Below are 20,080 nucleotides of genomic sequence, written 5' to 3'. Positions count from 1 at the left end.
CACACCCGGAGGCGATGACGACCGACACCACGATCCTGTTGCCCGATGCCGCCGCGACCGACGCGCTGGCCAGCGCCGTCGCGCCACGGCTCGCGGCCGGGGACACCCTCCTGCTTGAAGGCCCGGTCGGGGCGGGCAAGACGGCCTTCGCCCGCGCGCTGATCGGGGCGCGGCGCGCCCGCGCGGGCCTGCCCCCCGAGGACGTGCCCTCGCCGACATTCACGCTGGTCCAGACCTACGACGCGGGCGAGGTCGAGATCTGGCACGCCGACCTCTACCGCCTGACCGATCCGTCAGAGGTACTCGAACTCGGGCTCGACGCCGCCTTCGAGGACGCGATCTGCCTGATCGAATGGCCCGACCGGCTGGGACCGGCCACGCCGCCCGAGGCGATCCGCCTGACCCTCGCGACGGAGGGCGAGGGCCGGATCGCGACCCTGCGCGCACCGGCGCGGACCCTCGCCCGGCTCCTGCCGGACAGGGTGACCGCATGACCGACCGGCACGCGCGCCTCGATGCGTTTCTCGACCGGGCCGGTTGGGGCATGGCCGAACGTGCGCCGCTCGCCGCCGATGCCTCACGCCGCAGCTACATCCGGCTGACCCGGCCGGATGGCACGCGTGCCATGGCCATGGATGCCCCGCCCGACGCGGGCGAGGACGTCCGCCCCTTCGTCGCCATGGCCCGCCACATGCGAGGTCTCGGCCTGTCGGTCCCCGAGATCCGCGCCGAGGACGTGGCGGACGGCTTCCTCCTCCTCGAAGATCTCGGCGACGACCTCCTGGCCCGGCATGTCGCGGCGCATCCCGGAGACGAGCCCGCCCTCTACGCCGCCGCCGCCGCGGCCCTCGCCCCGCTGCAGGACGCGCCGCCGCCCGACACAGTCGCCGACTACGCGCCGCTGATGCCCGAACTCGCGGCATTGGCGATCGACTGGTACGCCCCCGAGGCGGCGGCCCACCGTGCCGATCTTGTCGACGCGATGGCGGATGCGCTCGACGCACTGAGCGGCCAGCCCGTCCTGGTGCATCGCGACTATCACGCCGAAAACCTGCTCTGGCTGCCCGAGCGAACCGGGGTCGCGCGGATCGGGATGCTCGACTTCCAGGATGCCATGCGCGGCCCGGCGGCCTATGACCTCGCATCGCTGGTCCACGATCCCCGGCGACCGGTCTCGGGGGCCGCCCGCGCCGCCGGGATCGTGGCCTATGCCGAGGCGACGGGTGCGGGCGATCTCTCGGCCGCGCTCGCGACCTGTTCGGCCCAGCGCGCGCTGCGCATCCTCGGCGTCTTCGCGCGGCTCTGCCTGCGCGACGGCAAGCTGCGCTATCTCGACTTCATCATGCCGACCTGGGCCGTGCTCGTGCGCGATCTCGAGCACCCGGCCCTGGCCCGCCTGCAGCGCGTGGCGGTGCATTTGCCCGCGCCCGATCCCGCGCGGCTCGACGCCCTGCGCGCAAAGGCCGGGACCTATGCCGGACGGGACCGGGTCCCCTCATGATCGCCGCGATGGTCTTTGCCGCGGGCCTCGGCACACGGATGCGCCCGCTGACGAACGACCGCCCGAAGGCCATGGTCGAGGTGGCGGGCCGACCGCTGATCGATCACGCGCTGGAGCAGGTCGTCGGCGCCGCCCCCGTCGCGGTGAACGCGCATCACTTCGCCGACCGCCTCGCCGCGCATCTCGCCGGGCGCGACCTGACGCTCCTCCGCGAGGACCCGCTTCTGGAAACCGGGGGCGGGCTCAGGAACGCGCGACCGGTTCTCGGGGACGGCCCGGTCCTGACGATGAACGCCGATGCCGCCTGGACCGGACCCACGGCCATCGCCACCCTTCGCGCGGCCTGGGCGCCCGAGCGGATGGACGGGCTCCTCCTACTGGTGCCGCCTGACCGCGCGGCGGGCCGGATCGGCGCCGATTTCGGTCTGGAGGCGGACGGGCGCGTCACGCGGGACGCGCGGCCTTTTGGCTATACAGGCGCGGGCATCGTGAAGACGGGCGGGCTGGACGCGGTGCCCGACACCGTCTTCTCGCTCTGGAGCCTGTGGCAGCCGATGCTCGAGGCGGGGCGTCTCTTCGGGGTCGAGCATCCCGGAGGCTGGGCCGATGTCGGCTCGCCTGCCGGGATCGCAGAGGCCGAAGCGATGCTGGCGGCCGCAATATGAACCGGACGCCGATCTCGGGCCTGCATCACGAGCCGCCGGGCGTGGATTTCAGCCGGATGGTCGTCGCGGGACTGCGGCAGCGGCTGGGGGACGCGCCGCCCGAGGCGCTGGCCCGCGTCACGATCGTCGTCAACACGAGCCGCATGGCCCGCCGCATCGAAGCCGCGCTGGCCGAGACCGGTGCGACTCTCCTGCCACGGATCGGTCTGGTCTCGGACCTCGCCCCGCTCCTGCCGCCGGGCCGCGCGCCGCAGCCCGAGATCGGCGGGCTCGCGCTGCGGCTTCGGCTAACCACGCTGGTGGATGCGGCCCTGCGCCGGAGCCCCGACCTCTCGCCGCCCGCTGCAGCCTTCGACCTGGCCTCGAGCCTCGCCACGCTGCTGGGCGAGATGCAGGAGGAGGGGATGGACCCGGCCGCGTTCGAGGCGATCGACGCGGGCGACCTCTCCGATCACTGGGCGCGCAATCTCGAGTTCCTGCGGATCGTCGCCGACTGGCAGACCCGCGACGGCAGCCTGACCGAAGCGGGGGCGCAGGCCGTCGCCTTGGACCGGCTGCTCGATCACTGGCGCGGGGAACCGCCCGCCGACCCGGTCATCGTCGCGGGCTCGACCGCGTCGCGCACGCCGACGCGGCGACTGATCCGTGCTGTGCTGGACCTGCCGCAGGGGGCCGTGATCCTGCCCGGCCTCGACGGGGCGATGCCCGACCCGGCCTGGGCCGCGCTCACCGCCGAGGCGCCGGGAGAACAGGACCACCCGCAATATCGCCATGCGGCGCTTCTGGCCGAGCTTGGGCTCGCGCGCGGCGACGTGCCGCGCTGGGGCGATGCCGATCCCGTCGCGCCCGCGCGCAACGCCCTTCTGTCGCTGGCGCTGCGACCCGCGCCCGCCACCGACGCCTGGCGCACGGAAGGTCCAGAGCTTGCCGGTCTCGCGGAGGCCTGCGCGGGCATCACGCTTCTCGAGGCGCCCTCCCCCGCCGCTGAGGCCGCAGCGATCGCGCTTGGCCTGCGCGGCGCCGTGGCCGAGGGGCGGCGCGCGGCGCTGATCACGCCGGACCGGGTGCTGTCGCGGCAGGTGGCGGCCCAACTGGACCGCTGGGGCATCGAAGCAGACGATTCCGCCGGGCGTCCGCTGAACCAATCCGCGCCGGGCCGCCTGCTGCTGCATGTGGCCGAGATGCGGGGCCGCCCCGTCGAAGCCGAGGACCTCGCGATCCTGCTCAAGCACCCGTTGACGGCCACGGGCTCGGATCGTCTCGAACATCTTGCCCACGCGCGGCGGCTGGAGCTCGAGCTTCTTCGCCGCGACCAGACCGCGTTTCCCGACGCCGCCGCCCTTGCGGCCTGGAGCGGTGCGCCGGAGGCGTGGAGGGCCTGGCTCGGCGGTCTTCTGGACGATCTGGCCGCGCCGATGGGCGGCGGGGACCTATCGGATCACGCGCGCCGGCACCGTGCCCTCGTGGAGCGGGTCGGGGCAGGGCCCGGCGGCGCGCCCGGCGGCGCGATCTGGGACGGCACGGCGGGGCGTCTGGCCCGGCGCGTCGTCGACACCCTTGCCGAGGCGGCACCCGAACGCGGACCGGCGCCGGTCCCGGCGGCGGACCACGCTCGCATCCTCGGGACGCTTCTGGCCGCCGAGGAGGTGCGCGAAAGCTACGCGCCCCGACCCGACGTTATGATCTGGGGCGCGCTCGAGGCGCGCGTACGAACGGCGGAGCTCGTGATCCTCGGGGGGTTGAACGACGGCACCTGGCCCGACAGCCCCGGCGTCGATCCGTGGCTCAACCGGGCGATGCGGCGGCAGGCGGGGCTGCGGCTGCCGGAGCGGACGGTCGGGCTCTCGGCGCATGACTTCCAGCAGGCCGCCGCCGGGCCCGAGATCTGGCTCAGCCGCGCGGTGCGGGATGCCGAGACCGATACGGTCCCGTCGCGCTGGCTCAATCGCCTGACGGGGCTCTTGGCGGGGATCGGCCCCGAGGCCGGGACCGCGCTCGAGGCGATGCGTCGACGGGGCACAGATTGGCTGGCGCAGGCCGCAGGTCTCGAAACACCGGATCACCGTCACGCCGCCGCCCCCGCCCCGCGCCCGGCCCCGAAACCCCCTATCCGGGTTCGCCCCACCGAACTGGGTGTGACCGCGATCGAAACCCTGATCCGCGACCCTTACGCGATCTACGCCCGGCGCGTCCTGCGCCTGAGGCCGCTCGATCCGCTGCGGCTGGGGCCCGATGCCCGTGTCCGAGGGCGGGCGGTGCATGATGCCATGGAAGCTTTCTCGCGCGCCTATCCCGACGCCCTGCCACCCGAGGCCGACGCGCGGTTGCACGGGATGCTGACCACGAGCCTCGAGGAGGCGGCCCCCTGGCCCGGCGCGCGGCGGCTCTGGCTGGGCAAGTTCGCGCGCGTCCTGCCCGATCTCCTTGCGGCCGAGGCGGCGCGGCGCATCGAGGGCCGCCCGACCGCCCTCGAGGAACAGGGAAGGCTCGTCCTGACCGAGCCGCCTTTCACCCTGACCGCCCGCGCGGACCGCATGGATCTGCGTGGCGACGCCGTGGCGATCTACGACTACAAGACCGGCCCCGCGCCCAGCGAAAAGCAGCAGAAGGTCTTCGCCAAGCAACTCCTGCTCGAGGCGATGATGGTCCAGCGGGGCGCCTTCCCCGACCTGACCCAGCGCCGGGTGGACGAGGTCGCTTACCTGAGCATCGGGTCCGTCTATAAGGCGCAGCCCGTTTCGACAGAGGACGATCTGCTGGAGGCCACCTATCACGAGCTGGCAGATCTGCTGCTGCGCTATGCCGAGGGGCAGCCCTACATCGCCCGGCTCGCGCCCGATTTCATGACCTATGCGGGCGATTACGATCACCTCTCGCGGTTCGGCGAATGGGACGACACGGTTCCGGCCACCGTCATTCCCGTGGGTCGACCATGACGACGGCCCCGCCCGACGCCGCCACGCGCGCGCAGATCGCAGCCGCAGATCCCGCGGGATCGATCTGGCTCGCGGCGAATGCCGGCTCGGGCAAGACCCGTGTCCTGACCGACCGGGTGGCGTGGCTCCTGCTCGACGGGACACCGCCCGAGCGCATCCTTTGCCTGACCTACACCAAGGCCGCCGCGGGCGAGATGCAGAACCGGCTCTTCGGCACGCTGGGGACATGGGCGATGCTTCCGGATGATGCGCTCCGGGCCGCGATCACGCGCCTGGGCGCCGCGCGCGGCACCGTCTCGAGCGACCAGCTCCGGCGCGCACGCACGCTGTTTGCCCGCGCGATCGAGACGCCGGGCGGCCTGAAGATCCAGACGATCCACGCCTTCTGCGCGTCCCTTCTGCGGCGCTTCCCGCTCGAGGCCGGCGTCACGCCCGCCTTTGCCGAGATGGACGACACCGCCGCCGCGCGCCTTCATGCCGATGTGCTCGACGAGATGGCCGCCGACCCCAAGACGATGCCGCTGGTCGATGGGATCGCCCGCCGCCTCTCGGAGGAGCCGTCGGCCTTCCTCCGCGCCGTCATGGGCCACCGGGAGGATCTGGCCGACAGGCTTGATGACGCGGCGCTGCGCCGCGCGCTCGGGATCGCCGACACCTCGCCGGATGCCATACGCGACGCCGCGATCACGGCCGAAGACGTCGATCTGATCGAAGCCGTCCGCGCGGCCACGGCCGGGGAGTCCGCCGTCACGATGCTTCGCCTGAACACGGCCCTGTCGCAGGCGCTCCTGGCGGATGGCGCAACCCGGTTCGACCTTCTGGCAGACGCGCTTCTGACCAAGGAGGGCCAACCCCGCAAATCGCCGGTCACCAAACCCGTGGCGGCGCGAATCGGGGAGGCCGCCAGCGAGGATCTCTCGGCGCTCGCGCACCGCCTGGCCGCCGCCCTTGTCCGCATCTCCGCATTCGAGGCGCTGGCCCAATCGCAAGCTCTCCACGCCTTCGCGCCCGAATTCATCGCGCGCGTCGAGGCGCGCAAATCCGCGCGGGGCTGGCTCGATTTCGACGACCAGATCGCCCGTGCCCGCGCGCTCCTTTCGACCTCGGACATGGCGCAATGGGTCCTCTTCAAGCTCGACGGCGGGCTCGATCATATCCTCGTGGACGAAGCACAGGACACTTCGCCGCGGCAATGGGACGTGATCGCGGCGCTCGCCTCGGAGTTCGCCGCCGGCGCCGGGGCGCGGCCCGACGTGTCGCGGACGCTCTTCGTTGTCGGCGACCGGAAGCAATCGATCTACCGCTTCCAGGGCGCCGACCCGAACGCGTTCGACCGGATGCGCGACCTCTTCGGCGCGCGCCTGACCGATCCGCCGCTGGCCGATCACGCGCTGCGCCATTCCTTCCGCTCCGCACCCGCCATCCTCGATTTCGTGGATGCGGTGTTCGCCGGCGACAGCGGTCTCGGCGAGCGTCCCGAGCATATCGCCCACGATCCCGCCAAGCCCGGTCGCATCGATCTCTGGCCCGCGATCGAGCAACCACCGGAGGAGGACGATCCCGACCGCCACTGGTTCGATCCCGTCGACCGGCCCGCCGCCGATGATGCCGAGGTCGTGCTGGCCCGCCGGATCGCCGATGCCATCCGCCGGATGATCGACGACGGCACGCCGATCACCACCCGCGATGGCCGCCGCTCCGTGCGCGAAGGCGATATCCTGATCCTGCTGCAACGGCGCAAGTCGCTGTTCCACCACGTCATTCGCGAGTGCAAGGCGCGCAATCTTGACCTCGGCGGGGCGGACCGGCTGTCGCTGGCGGACGATCTGGCGGTGCGCGACCTGATCGCCGTGTTGACCTGGGTCGCCACGCCCGATGACGACCTGTCGCTGGCGACGATCCTGCGTTCCCCGCTGGGCGGGCTGGACGAGGCGGCGCTCTACGATCTGGCCCAGCCGCGGGACGGCACGCTCTGGCAGGCGCTGCGCGAGGGTGGTGCGCACCCGCGCGTCACGGCGATGCTGACGGATCTCCTGCGTGGTGCCGACACGCTCCGGCCCTACGAGCTTCTGCAGCGCGTCCTCGTCCGGCATGACGGCCGCCGCCTGATCCTCGCGCGGTTGGGGCCGGAGCGGGCCGAGGCGATCGACGCGCTGCTCGGCCAGGCGCTGGCCTATGAACAGTTGCAGGTCCCGAGCCTCACGGGCTTCCTCGGCTGGTTCGAGACGACGGATGTGGACGTCAAGCGGCAGCCCGGCGGCGGGTCGATCCGGGTCATGTCGGTGCACGGCGCCAAGGGGCTGGAGGCGCCAGTCGTCATCCTGCCCGAAACGCAGGTGCGGCGGGCGACGGCGCCATCGGGTCTTATGCGGCTCGACGACGGGACGGTCACCTGGCTGCCCGCCAAGGCGAACCGCGCCGCCCCGCAAACCGCGATGGCCGAGGCGCGTCAGACCGCCGATGCCGAGGAACGCGACCGCCTCCTCTACGTGGCGCTGACGCGGGCCGAGAGCTGGCTCATCGTGGCGGCGGCGGGCAAGATCGGCGATGCGCCCGAGGACAGCTGGCATGCGCGCGTCCGGGCCGGGCTGGAGACGCGGGGGGCGGCGCCGCTCGCCCTGCCCGAATTCGAGGAGACGGGTCTGAGGATCGAGGCCGGCGACTGGACGCCGCTCCCCCATACCGCACCGGCAGCGACCGCCGCCCCCGATGCCCCGCCCTGGCTCGAGGCGCTGCCCGATCCCGCGCCGCGCCCGGCCGGGCGGCTGACGCCCTCGGACCTGCCGGGCGCCAAGACGCTGCCGGGGGACGGCGATCCCGGCGATACCGACGCGGCCCTCCGGCGGGGGACGGCGATCCATGCGCTGCTCGAACATCTGCCGCGCCTCGCTCCGGCCGCGCGACCCGCAGCCATCCCCGCCATCCTCGCCCAATACGCCGAACTGCGCCCCGAGGACGATGCGGACGACATCGCGCGAGAGGCGTCGGGCGTGCTCGCCGCGCCCGATCTAGCCCATCTCTTCGCGCCGGACACGCTGGCGGAGCTGCCCTTCGCGCTGCCCGCCGATGGGCCGCGTCCGGCGATGTTCGGCACGATGGACCGCGTCCTCGTCGCGCCCGACCGCATCACGATCGTGGACTTCAAATCGAACCGCGCGGTGCCCGACACACCGAACGACACGCCCATGGGCCTTCTGGCGCAGATGGGGGCCTATGCGCATGCGGCGCAGGCGATCTGGCCGGGGCGCACCGTGGCCTGCGCGATCCTCTGGACCGCCACGCCGACGCTCATGCCGCTGCCGCACGATCTGGTGAAGGCCGGATGGGACGCCATTGACCCGGCCGCGGGGGGTGCCTAGCTTCGCCCTCCGCACGTGACCCATCCAACCGCCAGGAGAGCCCGCATGGCCACCGTTCCCGCCACCGACGCCGATTTCGATCAGGTCGTGAAGCAGTCCGACATCCCCGTCGTCGTCGATTTCTGGGCCGAATGGTGCGGCCCCTGCAAGCAGATCGGCCCCGCGCTCGAGGAGCTTTCGGCCGAGTATGACGGTCGGGTCAAGATCGTGAAGGTCAACGTGGACGAGAACCCCCAGTCGCCCGCCGCCATGGGCGTGCGCGGTATTCCGGCGCTGTTTCTCTTCAAGGATGGCCAGCCCGTGGATCAGAAGATCGGCGCCGCCCCCAAGGCCGCGCTGAAGGACTGGATCGAAAGCGCCGTCTGAGACCGGACGCCCGGTGCGGCCTGGGCCGCGTCGGGCACCCGATTATTGATCAGAGCGCAGGCGGCAGCATTGCGTCGAGTGCGTCCCACGTCCCGTGCAGCAAGATCGCCCGCGCCGCGCGGGAGTCCAACGCCGCCGCGATTGCCCCCGTCGCCAGCGCCAGCGGCGGTGCGAAATCCTCGGGCGCGCGATCCGTTCCGCGCGCCAGCTCGCCCAATACCTCCGACCATGCCGACTCGAACGCCGACCGCACGTTCGCGGGTTCAACGGCGGGCCGCTCCGTTGCGGCGGACGGCACGGCCCTCCTCATGATGCTGGGCGCCGCCGCGATCCTGCTCTGAGCTCCTCGCCCACGCAGAAAAGGCCCGGTCTTGCGACCGGGCCCTTCCCTCATGTCGGGTCGCGCGGGGCGTCAGCCGCGGGCGAATTCCGGATAGGCCTCCATCCCCAGCTCGGTCGTGTCGAGCCCGGCGATCTCGGCTTCCTCGCTGACGCGGATGCCCATGGTCGCCTTCAGGATGAACCAGACGACGATCGAGACCACGAAGACGAAGATGCCGATCGACGCGAAGCCGATGAACTGCGTCACGAAGCTGGTGCCGTCGGTGTAGAACGGAACCGCGAGCGTGCCCCAGAGACCGGCCAGCAGGTGGACCGGAATGGCGCCGACGACGTCGTCGATCTTCATCTTGTCCAGCATCGGGACCGCGAAGACCACGATCACGCCGCCGATCGCACCGATCCAGAGGGCCCCGAAGAGCGACGGGTCGAGCGGCCCGGCCGTGATCGACACGAGGCCGGCCAGCGCGCCGTTCAGCACCATTGTCAGGTCGACCTTCTTGTACATCACCTGCGTCAGGATCAGCGCGGCCACCGCACCGGCCGAGGCGGCCATGTTGGTGTTGGCGAAGATCCGGCCCACGTCGGTGATGTCGCCCACGGTGCCGGCCGCAAGCTGCGAGCCGCCGTTGAAGCCGAACCAGCCGAGCCACAGGATGAACGTACCCAGCGTCGCAAGGGCCAGGTTCGAGCCGGGCATCGGGATGACGCGGCCGTCCTTGGCATACTTGCCCAGGCGCGGGCCGAGCACGATGGCACCGGCCAGTGCGGCGAAGCCACCGGCGGCATGGACGAGGGTCGAGCCGGCGAAGTCGCTGAAGCCCATCTCGCTCAGCCAGCCGCCGCCCCACTGCCAGGACGCTTCGATCGGGTAGATGAAGCCCGTCAGCACGACGACGAAGATCAGGAACGGCCAGAGCTTGATGCGCTCGGCCAGCGTGCCCGAGACGATCGACGCGGTGGTGGCGCAGAACATCAGCTGGAAGAAGAAGTCCGACGCGACCGAGGCGTAACCCAGATCGGCATCCGCCGCCGCAAGACCGACCGGCTCAAGCTCGGTGAACCAGCCCTGTAGCGCGAAGTAGCCGTTGAAGTCGCCGGGATACATGATGCCATAGCCGATCAGCCAGTACATGATGCCCGCGATCGAGAAGAGCGCGATGTTCTTCGTCAGCTGCGTCGTGACGTTCTTCGACCGGACGAGGCCGGCCTCCAGCATGGCGAACCCGGCCGCCATCCAGAACACGAGGAAGCCGCCGATCAGGAACAGCAGCGTCGTCATCAGGTAGGGGCCGATTTCGTCGAAGGTCGGCGCGGCGGCCTCGGCGTCTTCGACCACGACGACCGTCTCTTGGGCGAAGCCCACGAGCGGCACCATGGCGAGTGCCAGGCCGAGGGTGAGTGTCTTGTTCAATTGCATGTCCGTTTTTCCCCTTGGCGGTCGTTCAGATGGCGTCGTCGTTCAGCTCGCCGGTCCGGACGCGGACCGCCTGCTGCACGTCGAGGACGAAAATCTTGCCGTCGCCGATCTTGTCGGTCTTGGCGGTGCTGGCGATCGTCTCGACCACCTGGTCGGCCATCGTCTCGGGCACGACGATCTCGAGCTTGACCTTCGGCACGAAGTTCACGGCGTATTCGGCGCCGCGATAGATCTCGGTATGGCCGGACTGGCTCCCGAACCCCTTGATCTCGGTGACCATCATGCCGCGCACGCCCAGAGTGGTGAGCGCCTCGCGCACCTCCTCGAGCTTGAACGGCTTGATCGCTGCGATGATGAGTTTCACATGCTTCCCCTTCTCTCATGGCCCGTGCGTCGGGGCCCGGATGGGGGCAGATCAGAGGCGAGAGGGCTGAAATCGCAACGAGTCGCCCACGGCGGATCGCCCTGTCTGGCGGCGGGGACGCGAATAAATGCGGAATCGCTAGGCAGTGCCTAATATTTGTGCATTGCACGGATGCTGCATTAGCGAAGGATTCACGCCTTCGGGTGCACAACCGGTCCGGCAATGTCTATCTTGACGGAAAATCCGCACTGGGCGGGCGGGGGCGGATCGATCCGCCGATGGCCGCGCCTCGAATGGGACGGGCAGCAGATGGCAAAATCCGGCAAGACGCGGCTCGTGGCCGACCGCAGGCGCAGCGCGCCCGCAGCCAAACCGGCGGCGACGACGCGCAAGGCATCGGCGCGACGCCGCAAGGCCGCGCCGAAGCGCCGTGGCCCGCTCGGCTGGCTGATCTGGCCGTTCCGGATGCTGATCCGCGTCGGCTGGGCGCTCTCGTGGCGCGGCGCGCTGGTGGTGCTGGCCATCCTCACGGCGGCGACCTTCTACAACTATGCCCGCATCCCCGACATGGCGACGCTGGCCGACGGGCGCGCACGCGGTTCGGTCACGCTGCAGGACCGCTCGGGCGAGACCTTCGCGTGGCGGGGCGACAATTTCGGCGGGCTGGTCACGACCGATAGCGTCTCGCCCTATCTGCGCGACGCGGTCATCGCGTCCGAGGACAAGCGCTTCTACCGCCATATCGGCGTCAGTCCGCGCGGCATCGCGGGCGCGATCCGGACCAATCTCGCCGCCGGGCGCGGGCCGCTCTCGGGCAATGGCGGCTCGACTATCACGCAGCAGGTCGCCAAGCTCCTCTGCCTCGGCAATGACTGGGACCAGACGCTCGGCATGACCGAGGCTGAATTCGAGGCCGATTGCCGCGCCGGATCCGTCTGGCGGAAGATGAAGGAGATCCCCTACGCGCTGGCACTCGAGGCGAAGTTCTCGAAGGACGAGATCCTGTCGATCTATCTCAACCGCGCCTACCTTGGCGCGGGGGCGCGGGGTTTCGCCGCCGCCAGCCAGCGCTATTTCGGCAAATCCGTCGCGCGGGTAAACGCCGCCGAGGCCGCGATGCTCTCGGGCCTTCTGCCGGCGCCCAGCTACTACGCGCCGACCAACGACCTGCAACGTGCGCGTGACCGCGCCGCGACCGTGCTGCGCCTGATGCGCGACCAGGGCCTTCTGACGACCGCCGAGTTCACGCAGGCCATGGAAACCCCCGCCAGCCTGTCGCCCGCCGCGCGGCAGGATACGGGCGGCTACTTCGCCGACTGGGTCATGTCCGACGCGCCCGATTTCCTGACTTCCGAGACGACCGAGGACGTGATCGTCCGCACGACGCTCGACAAGGACATCCAGGCCGCCGCCGAAGGCGCGCTGGAATGGGTCTTCGAGGAGAAGGTTCGCGCCGGCTCCGAGGCGCAGGCGGCCATCGTCGTGATGAGTGCTGACGGCGCCGTGCGCGCCATGGTCGGCGGACGCAATCTCCGCGGCGGCGGCCAGTTCAATCGCGCCACGCAGGCCGTCCGCCAGACCGGGTCGAGCTTCAAACCCTTCGTCTATGCCGCCGCGCTCGATCTTGGCTGGCGGTTCGATTCGACCGTCCTCGACAGCGAGCTTGCGATAGATGTGCCCGGATCGGGCACCTATTCGCCGTCGAACTACACCAACCAGTTCTATGGCGAAGTCAGCCTGACCGACGCGCTGGCCCGATCGCTCAACGCCGCAACCGTGCGATTGTCCGAGAATGTCGGGCGCGACGTGGTCCGCACGGTCGCCGAGCAGTTCGGCATCCGCAGCGACCTGGCGCAAGGCCCCGCGCTGGCCCTCGGCGTCAGCGAATCGACCCTGCTCGAGATGACAGGCGCCTATGCGGGGATCCTCAATGGCGGCACCAGCGTGACGCCCTACGGCCTGACGTCGCTTTCACTGCGCGGCGAGGATGGCTCGCTCCTGGATCACGAGGGCGGGCTGGGCGAGCGCGTCATCACCGAGGACGCCGCGCGCCAGCTCGTCTACATGATGTCCCGCGTCGTCGCGGCGGGCACCGGCACGCGGGCCGCCCTGCCCGGCGACCGGCCCGCCGCGGGCAAGACCGGCACAACGCAGGCCGCGCGGGATGCATGGTTCATCGGCTTTACCGGCGATTACGTCGCGGGCGTCTGGATGGGCTACGACGACAACACGCCCCTGACCGGCGTCACCGGCGGCGGCCTCCCGGCGGAGATCTGGCGGGAGACGATGGCCCGCGTCCATGACGGCGCCCCCGTCACGCCCCTGCCGATGATCGATCCCCCACGCGAGGCGCGGCCTGTTCCCCAACAGCCGCAGCCTGCGCCCCAGCAGCAGGCCCCCGCCCGTCAACCTGATATCGCGGAGCGCATCCTGATGGATGTGCTTGGCGGCATCTTCGGGCGCAACTGACAATGGCGGACGCCCGAGGATGAGGCCCCACCGGCGGGGCGGAGCGGTCGCCTTGCCGACCCTCCGCACCGTCGGGACACCCGCGTTAACCATGATCGCGATCTTCTCGGTCGCGGTGAACCTGCTGATGCTCACCGGCCCGCTCTATATGCTGCAGGTCTACGAGCGCGTGCTGACCTCGCGGTCCGAGGCCACGCTCGTCGCGCTGTCGATCCTCGCCGCGGCGCTGTTCGTCGCGATGGCCGTGCTCGACCACCTCCGCGCCCGGATCGCGCTGCGGCTCGGCGCGCGCCTGCAATCCGCGCTGGACGGGCATGTCGCGACCGCCACGGCTTCCGGGACCACACGCACCGAGGCCGACATCCGCGATGTGGCGCGGGCCATCGACGCGATCCGCGCGTTGCCCTCGGCCCCGGTCTTCCTCGCGCTCTTCGACCTGCCTTGGACGCCGGTTCTGATCCTCGCGATCGGGATCTTCCACCCAATGCTCGGCGCGGTCGCCCTCGCGGGCGCGCTGATCCTCGTGGGGCTGGATCAGCTGCAACGGATCGCCATTGCGACGCCCCGCGCCGAGATGGACGCCGCCGGCAGCGCCGCCGAAGAGGAGGGGGCTTCGCTGCGCGACCATCTCGCTACCGTGCGGCTCTTCGGCATGGCGGATGCCGCCGCAGCGCGGTGGCGCGGCGCGCGCGCGGCCGCGCTGGACCGGATCGTCGCGCTCTCCGACCGGGCCGGCGCCTTCACGACCGGTGCACGCACGCTCCGCCTCGGGCTGCAATCGGCGATGCTGGGCGCGGCCGCATTCCTGGTGATCCATGACAAGCTGACGGCGGGGGCGATGTTCGTCTCGGCCCTGATGCTCGGCCGCGCACTCGCGCCGCTGGAGCAGGCGATCGCGGGCGGGCCCGTGATCCGCGCGGCGCGCGACGCGCGGAGGAGCCTCGGCGCCCTCGACTTAACCGCCGACGCCCCGCCGATCGCCACGCCGGGCCGGATCACCGCGCGCCCACCCTTCGTGATCCGCCATCTCTGCGTGGCGCTCCTCGGCGCGACGCGGCCGATCCTGCGCCATATCGACCTGACGGTGCCCGCTGGGGCCGCATTGGGCGTGATCGGGCTCAGCGGGGCGGGCAAGAGCGCGCTGGCAGGGACCATCGCCGGAGCGCTCGATCCGTTCGATGGCACCCTGCGGCTCGGGGACGAGGACCTGACCGCGCAGCCTCCGGACATACGAGCCGCACTGATCGGTTACCTGCCGCAGTTGCCGCGCCTTCTGCCGGGTTCGATCGCCGAGAACATCGTCCGTTTCGACCCGTCGGCCGGTCTTGCCGAGGCCCGCGCCACGGCCCGCGCCGCCGGTGCGGATGCCGTGATCCGGGCCCTGCCCGACGGCTACGGGACGCGATGCGACGACGCGATGCCCGCCGGACTGGTGCAGCGGATCGCGTTCGCCCGCGCGCTTCATGGACGCCCGCCGCTTCTGGTTCTCGACGATCCCACCGCCGCGCTGGACGATCCGGGTCTGGCCGCATTCCAACACGCGATCCGCCAGGCAAAGGCGCGCGGCGCGGCGGTCGTCATCATGGCCCATCGCGCGTTCGCGCTGCGCGACTGCGAGACGGTGATCGTCCTGTCCGACGGCCGCGTCGCTGACCACGGGCCGCGCGACGCGGTGCTGCGGCGCCGCGCCGGACCGGAGGCGCAGCCCGCCCGTGCCGCGACGCCGCCATGAACGCCTTGAACACGCCCGTCCCGGCGACGCCTCGCTTCCCCGCACCAAAGGGAGCGACCGACGCCGCGACCCCGCCTGACCGGGATTGGCCGGTCCGGGCCTTCGTCCTGCCGGGGCTCATCGCGCTCGCGCTGCTCTGCGGCGGCCTCGTCGTCTGGGGTGCGACGGTCCCGATTTCGGGCGCGGTGATCGCAGCGGGCCGGATCGCGGTCGCGGGGGACGCGGTGACGGTGGCGCATCTCGACGGTGGACGGGTCGCGATGCGCGCCGTGTCCGAGCATGACCGCGTGGCGGCCGGCGACCTGCTGATCCGGCTCGAGGGCGACGGCCTGATCGAGGAGGCGGCACGGATCGCCCGGCGCCGATCCGAAATCGCGGTCCGCATGGCCCGCCTGGAGGCCGAGCGCGACGGGCGCGACGCCCTGCGCCCACCTGACACCTTCAGCGGCCCCGAAGCCCCGGAACAGGTCGCGATGCTGCGCGGCCAGCAGGACCTTCTGGCCGCGCATCGCCAGACCCTGGCGGACATGGACGCCCATCTGGCAGACCGGACCGCGCTCCATGCGCGCGAACGCGACGCGCTCGGGGCGCAGGACGCCGCCTTGGCCGACCAGATCCGCCTCGTGTCGGAGGAGCGGGATGCGCAGACGGCGTTGATGGAACGCGGCCTGACCCAGACCGCGCGCCTCTCGGGGCTCAACCGCGAGGTCGCGCGCCTTTCGGCGGCACGAGCGGCGATCCAGGCCGAAATGGCGCGCCTTGACGGGCGTGATGCCGATCTTGCGCAGGACGTGATCCGCCACCGGGCGGAGGCGCGAACGCGGGCCGTCGCGGAGCTGCGCGATCTCGCCTTGCAGGCGGCCGATCTTGCCGCGCGCGCCGCGGAATTGGACGGCCGGATCGCGCGGCTGGATATCCGCGCGCCCGTTTCGGGCACTCTCCACGAGGTCGAGCGTGTCGCCGCCGGCGCCGTGCTGATGCCCGGCGCGCCCGTGGCGCGGATCATACCGGGCGGGCGGATGGCTACGGTGCAGGCGTCGGTCGCGGCCGCCGATATCGAAGATGTGCGACCGGGCCAGCCGGCCATGCTGCGCTTTCCGACGTTGGACCCGACGCGTTCGGGAACAGTCGCGGGCCATGTGCGGGCTGTGGCGCCCGATGCCCATGAGGCGGCGCCGGGCGTGATGCGCTACCGGCTGGAGATCGAGATGGAGACCGGGGCCGCTACGCGCCTGACGTACCTGCTGCGGCCCGGCATCCCCGTCGATGCGTTCCTGCGCACCGGGGATCGCACCCTTCTGCGGTACCTGGTCCAGCCGCTTGAGCGGTATTTCGGGCGGGCCTTCCGCGAGCCCTGAGCCCGGCTTCACAATTCTGCGCCCCCGTGCCAGCGTCGCGCAACCACATCGCTCCGGAGCCCTAATGCCATGTCCATCGCCCAGCGCCTCGCCGACCTCGGGATCACATTGCCGGACGCACCGGCGCCGCAAGCCAACTACGTCCCGGCCGTGCGAACGGGCGACCTTCTGTTCGTCTCCGGTCAGATCAGTGCCGGACCCGACGGCCTGATCACGGGTCGGCTGGGCGACGACATGTCCGTCGAGGACGGCGCCGCCGCCGCACGGGCCTGCGCCATCAGCCTTCTGGCGCAGGTCCGCGCGGCCTGCGACGGGGATATCGAGCGGCTGCAGCAGGTCGTGAAGCTGACCGCCTTCGTCAACAGCACCCCCGACTTCACCGACCAGCCGAAGGTCGTGAACGGCGCGTCCGACGTGCTGGTCGAGATCCTCGGGGATGCCGGCCGCCACAGCCGCTCGGCCGTGGGCGCGGTCCTGCCCTTCGGCGTCGCGGTCGAGATCGAGGGCATTTTCCGGGTCGCATGATCCGGCTGCCCGTCCATATCGCCCATCGCGCGCTTCACGACCGACGCGACGGGCGCCCCGAGAACAGCCGCGCGGCGATCCGAGCGGCGCTGGACCGGGGCTACGCGATCGAGATCGACATCCAGCCCGCGTCGGACGGCGTGGCGATGGTGTTCCACGATGCCGTGCTCGACCGGCTGACCGATGCGACCGGGCCGGTCGCCGGGCATACCGCCGACGATCTGGGCCGGACCCGGCTGCGTGGCGGCGCGGACGGCATCCCGACGCTGGCCGAAGTGCTCGCGATGGTCGACGGCGCGGTTCCGCTGCTGATCGAGGTGAAGGACCAGGACGGCGAGATGGGCCCGAATGTCGGCCCCCTCGAGGACGCGGTGATCGACGCGCTGCACGGTTATGGTGGCGAAGTCGCGGTGATGTCGTTCAACCCGCACGCGGTGGCTCATTTGGCCGAACGCGCGCCCGACCTGCCGCGCGGCCTGACGACCTCGGCCTTCGACCCGGCGCACTGGCCCGAACTGGGCGCCGCGACCCGCGACCGGCTGCGCGCGATGCCCGATCTCGACCGGGTCGGCGCGCAATTCATCAGCCACGAGGCGGCCGCGCTCGACATGCCCGAGGTGGCGCGGGTCCGCGCCACGGGGCGTTCGATCCTCTGCTGGACGGTGCGCTCGGCGACGGCCGAGGCCACCGCCCTGCGCATCGCCGACGGTGTCACCTTCGAAGGCTACTTGCCCTGACGGGCGGGCACCCCAACTCTGGTCGATGACCGACACCGCCGTCGAACTCCACATCCTGCAAAGCCTCGACCAGATCGACGCCGTCGATTGGGATGCCTGTGCCTGCCCCGAGGCGGCCGATGGCGGCCCGCCCGACGATCCGTTCACGACATATCGCTTCCTGCGCGCCCTCGAAGAAAGCGGCAGCGTCGGGCCCGGCACCGGTTGGCAGCCGCACTACATGACCGCGCGTCGCGGCGACGACGTGATCGCGGTCGCGCCGATGTACGCCAAGGGTCACAGCCAGGGCGAATATATCTTCGACCACAACTGGGCCCACGCCTGGGAGCGTGCGGGCGGCGACTACTATCCCAAGCTTCAGGTCGCGGTACCGTTCACGCCCGCGACGGGGCGACGGTTCCTCGTGCATCCCGACCATGCGGAGGTTGGGTTCGATGCGCTGGTTCAGGGCATGGTGGCGGTGACCGAGCAGAACGACCTGTCGTCGCTCCACGTCACCTTCTGTACCGCGGCCGAGCGCGATGCGGGCGTGGCCAAAGGCCTGATGGCGCGGGCGAGCCAGCAATATCACTGGTTCAACGACGGCTACGCGGATTTCGATGCCTTCCTCGCCGCGCTCTCCAGCCGGAAGCGCAAGACGCTGCGCAAGGAGCGGGCCACGGCGCGGGGCTTCGGCGGCGTCATCCGGGCCTATACGGGCGACGATCTGAAGCCGCATCATTGGGACGCGTTCTGGCGCTTCTACCAGGACACGGGCGCGCGCAAATGGGGCCAACCCTACCTGACGCGCGCGTTCTTCGACCGCGTGCAGGAGACGATGCGGCACGACGTCCTTCTGGTGCTGGCCGAACGCGAGGGTGAGCCGGTCGCGGGCGCCCTGAACTTCATCGGACGCGACGTGCTCTACGGGCGCTACTGGGGCTGTGCCGAACACCACCCGGCCCTGCATTTCGAGCTGTGCTACTATCAGGCCATCGAGCATGCCATCGCGCGGGGCCTCGACCGGGTCGAGGCGGGGGCGCAGGGCGATCACAAGCTGGCGCGCGGCTACCTCCCCGTGGTCTGCCACTCGCTGCACCATATCCCGAACGAGGGCTTCCGCCGGGCCATCGCGCAATTCCTCGACGCCGAGGCCGATGCCATCGAGCAGGACATCGAGGTGCTGACCGCCTACGGTCCGTTCCGACGCGACCGGCAGGAGGAACAGGAATGACCGAAGGGGAATGGACGATACGCGAAGGCGGGCTGGAACGGCGCTTCGTCTTCGCCGACTTCGCGGAAGCCTGGGCCTTCATGTCGCGCGTCGCCCTGTTGGCCGAACGCCACGATCATCATCCCGACTGGACGAATGTCTGGAACCGCGTCGACATCCGGCTTACGAGCCATGATTCGGGCGGCATCACCGACAGGGATCACCGTCTGGCCGAGGCGATCGACGGACTGACCTGATGAACGAATTGCTCTCGACCGAGATCTATGCCGGCAGGACGCTGGGCGACTTCATCTCGTTCGATTTTCTCGCGGCGCTGCTGGGCGATATCCTGGCGGCGATCCTCGTCCTCTTCGTCGGCTTCCTGATTTCGGGTTGGGTCGGCCGCCGCATCAAGACGCTGGCCGACAGGCACGCGCGCCTGGACAAGACGCTGTTCGACTTCCTCGCCAACATCGCCCGCTACGTGGTGATCGGTCTGGCGTTCGTGATCGTGCTGAACACGTTCGGCATCCAGACCACATCGCTCATCGCCGTCATCGGTGCGGCGGGCCTCGCCATCGGACTGGCACTACAGGGCACGCTTTCGAACGTGGCGGCGGGCGTGATGCTGATCTTCTTCCGGCCCATCAAGCTGGGCGATTTCGTCTCCATCAACGGCGAGAGCGGGACGGTGAAATCGATCAACCTCAACTTCACGGAACTGGCCAGCATCGGGAACGTGCAGATCATCATCCCCAATTCCGAGGTCTGGGGGAACACGATCACCAATTACTCGGCCTACGATACGCGACAGGCCGAATGGATCTTCGGCGTGGCCTACGACGCCGACCTGGGTCTGGTGGAGCAGGTCATCCGCGACACGATCACGTCCGACGCGCGCTTCCTCGGCGAGCCGGAGCCGACGATCAAGGTCGACGCACTCGGCGCCTCGTCGGTCGATTTCCTCGTCCGGGCCTGGGTCAAGCGAACCGATTTCTTCGGCTACTGGAAGGACATGAACCGCGACGTGAAGCTGGCGCTGGACGCCGCGGGCGTGGACATCCCCTTCCCTAACCGCACGGTGCACATCGTCCGCGAGGACTGAGGCAGGCCAGCC

At 70.8% G+C, this 20,080-nt stretch carries 17 protein-coding genes; 14 read left to right on the top strand and 3 right to left on the bottom strand.

The features are described 5' to 3' along the window. Positions 1 to 14 precede the first annotated feature (14 nt). The 6 genes from tsaE to trxA are packed head-to-tail and all read left to right on the top strand — an operon-like array spanning position 15 to position 8,827. Positions 15 to 494, top strand: coding sequence for a tRNA (adenosine(37)-N6)-threonylcarbamoyltransferase complex ATPase subunit type 1 TsaE (tsaE, locus tag Q0833_RS00470; protein WP_298429011.1), 480 nt, complete (start codon positions 15 to 17; stop codon positions 492 to 494). Further along, the gene (locus tag Q0833_RS00465) at positions 491 to 1,501 is read left to right on the top strand and encodes a phosphotransferase (protein ID WP_298429008.1); all 1,011 of its coding nucleotides are present in this window, start codon (positions 491 to 493) and stop codon (positions 1,499 to 1,501) included. Before tsaE ends, Q0833_RS00465 begins: the two co-directional genes overlap by 4 nt. Further along, positions 1,498 to 2,166 carry a nucleotidyltransferase family protein gene (locus tag Q0833_RS00460; protein ID WP_298429006.1) on the top strand — a complete coding sequence of 223 codons (669 nt, stop codon included), beginning with the start codon at positions 1,498 to 1,500 and terminating at the stop codon, positions 2,164 to 2,166. The genes Q0833_RS00465 and Q0833_RS00460 overlap by 4 nt, the downstream gene beginning before the upstream one ends. Next, the gene (locus Q0833_RS00455; RefSeq protein ID WP_298429003.1) at positions 2,163 to 5,102 is read left to right on the top strand and encodes a PD-(D/E)XK nuclease family protein; all 2,940 of its coding nucleotides are present in this window, start codon (positions 2,163 to 2,165) and stop codon (positions 5,100 to 5,102) included. The genes Q0833_RS00460 and Q0833_RS00455 overlap by 4 nt, the downstream gene beginning before the upstream one ends. Beyond that, the gene (gene addA / locus Q0833_RS00450) at positions 5,099 to 8,461 is read left to right on the top strand and encodes a double-strand break repair helicase AddA (RefSeq protein ID WP_298429000.1); all 3,363 of its coding nucleotides are present in this window, start codon (positions 5,099 to 5,101) and stop codon (positions 8,459 to 8,461) included. The genes Q0833_RS00455 and addA overlap by 4 nt, the downstream gene beginning before the upstream one ends. Before the next feature lie 45 nt (positions 8,462 to 8,506). Then, positions 8,507 to 8,827, top strand: coding sequence for a thioredoxin (gene trxA, locus Q0833_RS00445; RefSeq protein WP_298428997.1), 321 nt, complete (start codon positions 8,507 to 8,509; stop codon positions 8,825 to 8,827). 49 nt (positions 8,828 to 8,876) lie between these two features. Here trxA and Q0833_RS00440 read toward each other — a convergent pair whose 3' ends face one another. From Q0833_RS00440 to Q0833_RS00430, 3 genes are all read right to left on the bottom strand, one after another. Further along, positions 8,877 to 9,125 (bottom strand): hypothetical protein, encoded by a 249-nt coding sequence (locus tag Q0833_RS00440; protein ID WP_298428994.1) that lies wholly within the window; start codon positions 9,123 to 9,125, stop codon positions 8,877 to 8,879. A gap of 114 nt (positions 9,126 to 9,239) precedes the next feature. Then, entirely contained in the window at positions 9,240 to 10,586 is a 1,347-nt protein-coding gene (amt, locus tag Q0833_RS00435; protein ID WP_298428992.1) for an ammonium transporter, read from the bottom strand. Positions 10,587 to 10,611: 25 nt separating this feature from the next. Then, positions 10,612 to 10,950 carry a P-II family nitrogen regulator gene (locus Q0833_RS00430; protein WP_298428989.1) on the bottom strand — a complete coding sequence of 113 codons (339 nt, stop codon included), beginning with the start codon at positions 10,948 to 10,950 and terminating at the stop codon, positions 10,612 to 10,614. Between the two features lie 309 nt (positions 10,951 to 11,259). Between Q0833_RS00430 and Q0833_RS00425 the strand changes: the two genes are divergently transcribed. The 8 genes from Q0833_RS00425 to Q0833_RS00390 all read left to right on the top strand — a co-directional run bounded on the left by Q0833_RS00425 (position 11,260) and on the right by Q0833_RS00390 (position 20,068). Next, entirely contained in the window at positions 11,260 to 13,419 is a 2,160-nt protein-coding gene (locus Q0833_RS00425; RefSeq protein ID WP_298428984.1) for a transglycosylase domain-containing protein, read from the top strand. 91 nt (positions 13,420 to 13,510) lie between these two features. Further along, the gene (locus Q0833_RS00420; RefSeq protein WP_298428982.1) at positions 13,511 to 15,151 is read left to right on the top strand and encodes a type I secretion system permease/ATPase; all 1,641 of its coding nucleotides are present in this window, start codon (positions 13,511 to 13,513) and stop codon (positions 15,149 to 15,151) included. Next, positions 15,148 to 16,509, top strand: a complete 1,362-nt coding sequence (locus Q0833_RS00415; RefSeq protein WP_298428978.1) for an HlyD family type I secretion periplasmic adaptor subunit — start codon at positions 15,148 to 15,150, stop codon at positions 16,507 to 16,509. Before Q0833_RS00420 ends, Q0833_RS00415 begins: the two co-directional genes overlap by 4 nt. Before the next feature lie 69 nt (positions 16,510 to 16,578). After that, a complete protein-coding gene (locus tag Q0833_RS00410; protein WP_298428975.1) occupies positions 16,579 to 17,034 on the top strand; it encodes a RidA family protein in 456 nt (151 codons plus the stop codon). Then, a complete protein-coding gene (locus Q0833_RS00405; RefSeq protein WP_298428972.1) occupies positions 17,031 to 17,771 on the top strand; it encodes a glycerophosphodiester phosphodiesterase family protein in 741 nt (246 codons plus the stop codon). Before Q0833_RS00410 ends, Q0833_RS00405 begins: the two co-directional genes overlap by 4 nt. 25 nt (positions 17,772 to 17,796) lie before the next feature. Then, the gene (locus Q0833_RS00400) at positions 17,797 to 18,984 is read left to right on the top strand and encodes a GNAT family N-acetyltransferase (protein ID WP_298428970.1); all 1,188 of its coding nucleotides are present in this window, start codon (positions 17,797 to 17,799) and stop codon (positions 18,982 to 18,984) included. Next, the gene (locus tag Q0833_RS00395) at positions 18,981 to 19,220 is read left to right on the top strand and encodes a 4a-hydroxytetrahydrobiopterin dehydratase (RefSeq protein WP_298428967.1); all 240 of its coding nucleotides are present in this window, start codon (positions 18,981 to 18,983) and stop codon (positions 19,218 to 19,220) included. Before Q0833_RS00400 ends, Q0833_RS00395 begins: the two co-directional genes overlap by 4 nt. Next, positions 19,220 to 20,068: a mechanosensitive ion channel domain-containing protein gene (locus tag Q0833_RS00390; RefSeq protein WP_298428963.1), complete on the top strand. Its 849-nt coding sequence runs from the start codon at positions 19,220 to 19,222 to the stop codon at positions 20,066 to 20,068. The genes Q0833_RS00395 and Q0833_RS00390 overlap by 1 nt, the downstream gene beginning before the upstream one ends. The last annotated feature ends 12 nt before the right edge of the window (positions 20,069 to 20,080 follow it).

Source organism: uncultured Jannaschia sp. (assembly GCF_947503795.1).
Classification (GTDB): Bacteria; Pseudomonadota; Alphaproteobacteria; order Rhodobacterales; family Rhodobacteraceae; genus Jannaschia.
The sequence above is the reverse complement of the archived record's forward strand: the minus strand, read 5'-3'. Positions and strand labels throughout refer to the sequence as shown.